Origin of the sequence: Mycobacterium sp. (assembly GCF_032159765.1) — a bacterium.
Lineage (GTDB): Bacteria > Actinomycetota > Actinomycetes > Mycobacteriales > Mycobacteriaceae > Mycobacterium.
Window position 1 is genome coordinate 1 of the sequence record NZ_JAVHWM010000240.1, and the last position, 2,574, is coordinate 2,574.

Consider the following 2,574-nt stretch of genomic DNA (forward strand, 5'->3'; position numbering starts at 1 on the left):
TGGTGGTGGTTCTTGCCGTGGATGTCGGCGGCGATCGCCCCGCCGAGCGTGACGTGCTGCGTCCCGGGCACGACCGGCAGGAACCATCCCGATGGGACGACTTCGGCCAGGAGCCGCCACAGCGACACGCCCGCGTCGGCCGTGACCACGCCATCGGCCGCATCGAACGCGTGAATGGTCTGCAGGCGGGTGGTGTCCACGACGTGGCCGCCGGCGTTCTGCGCCGCGTCGCCGTAGCTGCGGCCGAGCCCGCGCGGGATCACCCCGCGGGCGGGGGCGCCGCCGAGCACGTCGGCGATCGCGGTGGCATCGCTCGGCGACAGCACCTGTGCCCGCGTCGGGGCCGTGCCGCCCCAGCCCGTCAGCAACCGGTGCGCCATCAGGTGGTGGCGAGCGTGACGGCCGTCGCGCACGCGGCCCACAGCGCGACGGTGACGAGCACCCGGCGATCGCGCAGGACCAGCAGCGTCGGATCGTCGGTCTGTGCGGGGTCGCGCCGGATCGTCGCCACGACCCGCAGCATGCCGTAGACGACGAACGGGACGGTGATCAGCATCCAGCGCGTCGGCGCCCCGCGGGCGGCATAGGCGACGTAGATGGCGAGCGTCGCGATCGTCGTCGCGACGATCGCGCGGTCCATCAGCGCGGGGGTGTAGCGAGCCAGGACCCGCCGCCGGGGGATGCCTTCGCGGAGCGGCCGGGCCAGCTCGCCGCGACGCTTGGCGCTCCCCAGGAACAGGGCCAGGGACGCGGTGGCGACCAGCAGCCACGGGGACACGCGGACGTCGACCGCGACGCCGCCGGCGGCCGCACGCAGGACGAAGCCCAGCGCGATGGACACGAGGTCGATCACGACGATGTGCTTCAGCCCGTAGCAGTAGGCGACCTGCAGCACGAGGTAGGCGGCGATGATGGCCACCGATCCGTCGTTGACGAGACCGGCGATCAGCAGCGACGCGCCGGCTGCCGCGGCCCCGCAGGCGAGCGCCGGCGGTGGCGACAGGGCGCCGCGGGCGATGGGGCGCCCGGCCGTGCGCGGATCGTGCCGGTCGACCTCCGCGTCGCGGACGTCGTTGAGCAGGTAGGCGGCCCCGCTGGCGAGGCAGAACGCGGTCGTCACCGCGGCCGCCGCGGCGAGCGATGCGGCGTCGAGCACGTTGCCGGCGAAGATCACGCCGGCCAGGACGACGCTGTTCTTGATCCACTGCCGAGGCCGCATGCAGGCCAGGACGGACCGCGCGCCCGCTCGCAGGCCCGCCGCGCCGGACGGCGGTTCGGCGATCCGCTCCAGCGGCTGTGCCGGAGCATCGGCGGTGCGATCGATCGCCACGGCTACCTCAGGTCCACCGCGAAGAAGTCGCGGTCGTCAGGGGACAGGTAGCGCTGCGCCGAGCGCTGCATCGAGGGCAGGAGTGGGCGCGCATCGCGCGCGCCGGTCAACCCGTAGGTGTTGAGGGTCACCCAGTAGGAGTTGATGTCGAGCTCGACCGCGCGCACCGCGCCGGCGTGGATCAGGATCCGCGCGAGGCCCGCCACCCCGAGGGAGGGCCCAGCGGCGTAGAGCAGGTTGCCCTTGCGGTCGACGCCGACCCCGGACCGCCAGACGAGGATGGCGTTTCCGAGCGTGGCGCCCCACTGCGGCCCGTCGCTGAGGTTGGGGTTCGGGCGGCCGCCATCGACGATCAGCGGCAGGTTCTGCCGCGCGAACGCGACGCCGGCGCCGACACGCGCGCCCCCGTGCCAGGCACGGACGTCCACGCCCCCGTCCTGCATCGCGACGATCGTGCCCTGGCCCGCCACCATCGGTTCGACCAGCCGCCCCTGGGCGAAGAACCCGCCGCCGCTGTCCTTGTGCTTGAACCCGCTGTTGAAGGTGGCCAGGAGCGCGCGGCGGCGTCCGGTCGGGACCTCGCCGGCGCCGGCGGTCGCACCACCCGGCGGCTCGTGCAGCCCCGGGTAGAGCGACACCGCGGTACGCCGGTGGTCGAACCAGGCGACGCCGGCGACGACCCGCGGGTAGTCGGCCGTTGGCCGGTAGGCGGTGACCAGCATCGGCGGCTGCCGGGAGCGGACGAACCGCCCCTGGGTGACGGTCCACACGCCCTCGCCGCGCAGCGCGGGATGCAGGACCGGGACCACCCGGGGCGGGCGGACCGCGGGCCGCGGGCGATGCACCTGACGCCGAGCCGTCGCGGCCCGGCCGGCGCCGGGCGCCGGCGATCTGCCCGGCGCGGACGCGAGCCCCACGGCGGGGAGCGTCCGCAGCCCGGGGCCGCCCTTGGCCGGCGCCGTGAGCGAGTAGTACACGCGCTCGACCTCCGAGACGAGCCCGGCGCCGCCGTGGTCGCGCACCCACTCCACGGTGCGGATGCCGAGGCTCGAGTTCGACGGCTGGCGCATCGCCTGCGCCCACGAGACGACGGCGATCGCCGCGACGACGACCGCGGCGACCTCGACGATCGCGACGCCCAGCGGGGTGGCGCGGCGCCGCCCGCGAACGGCTTCGGGCCGCAGCGCCCGCCGCCGGCGCACGAGCGCGGCGAGGCTGCGCCACGTCGGGGCCACGACGGCGAC

General features: G+C 75.4%; 3 protein-coding genes. All 3 read right to left on the reverse strand.

All coding sequences use genetic code 11. From position 1 onward, the window contains the following. On the reverse strand, positions 1-380 hold a 380-nt coding region (locus QOH60_RS28675), incomplete at its 3' end, for an FAD-binding protein (protein ID WP_526425284.1). Beyond that, positions 380-1,330 carry a decaprenyl-phosphate phosphoribosyltransferase gene (locus tag QOH60_RS28680; RefSeq protein WP_526425282.1) on the reverse strand — a complete coding sequence of 317 codons (951 nt, stop codon included), beginning with the start codon at positions 1,328-1,330 and terminating at the stop codon, positions 380-382. The genes QOH60_RS28675 and QOH60_RS28680, both read right to left, overlap by 1 nt. Before the next feature lie 2 nt (positions 1,331-1,332). Beyond that, the coding region (locus QOH60_RS28685; protein ID WP_526425283.1) for a hypothetical protein at positions 1,333-2,574 on the reverse strand (1,242 nt) is incomplete at its 5' end.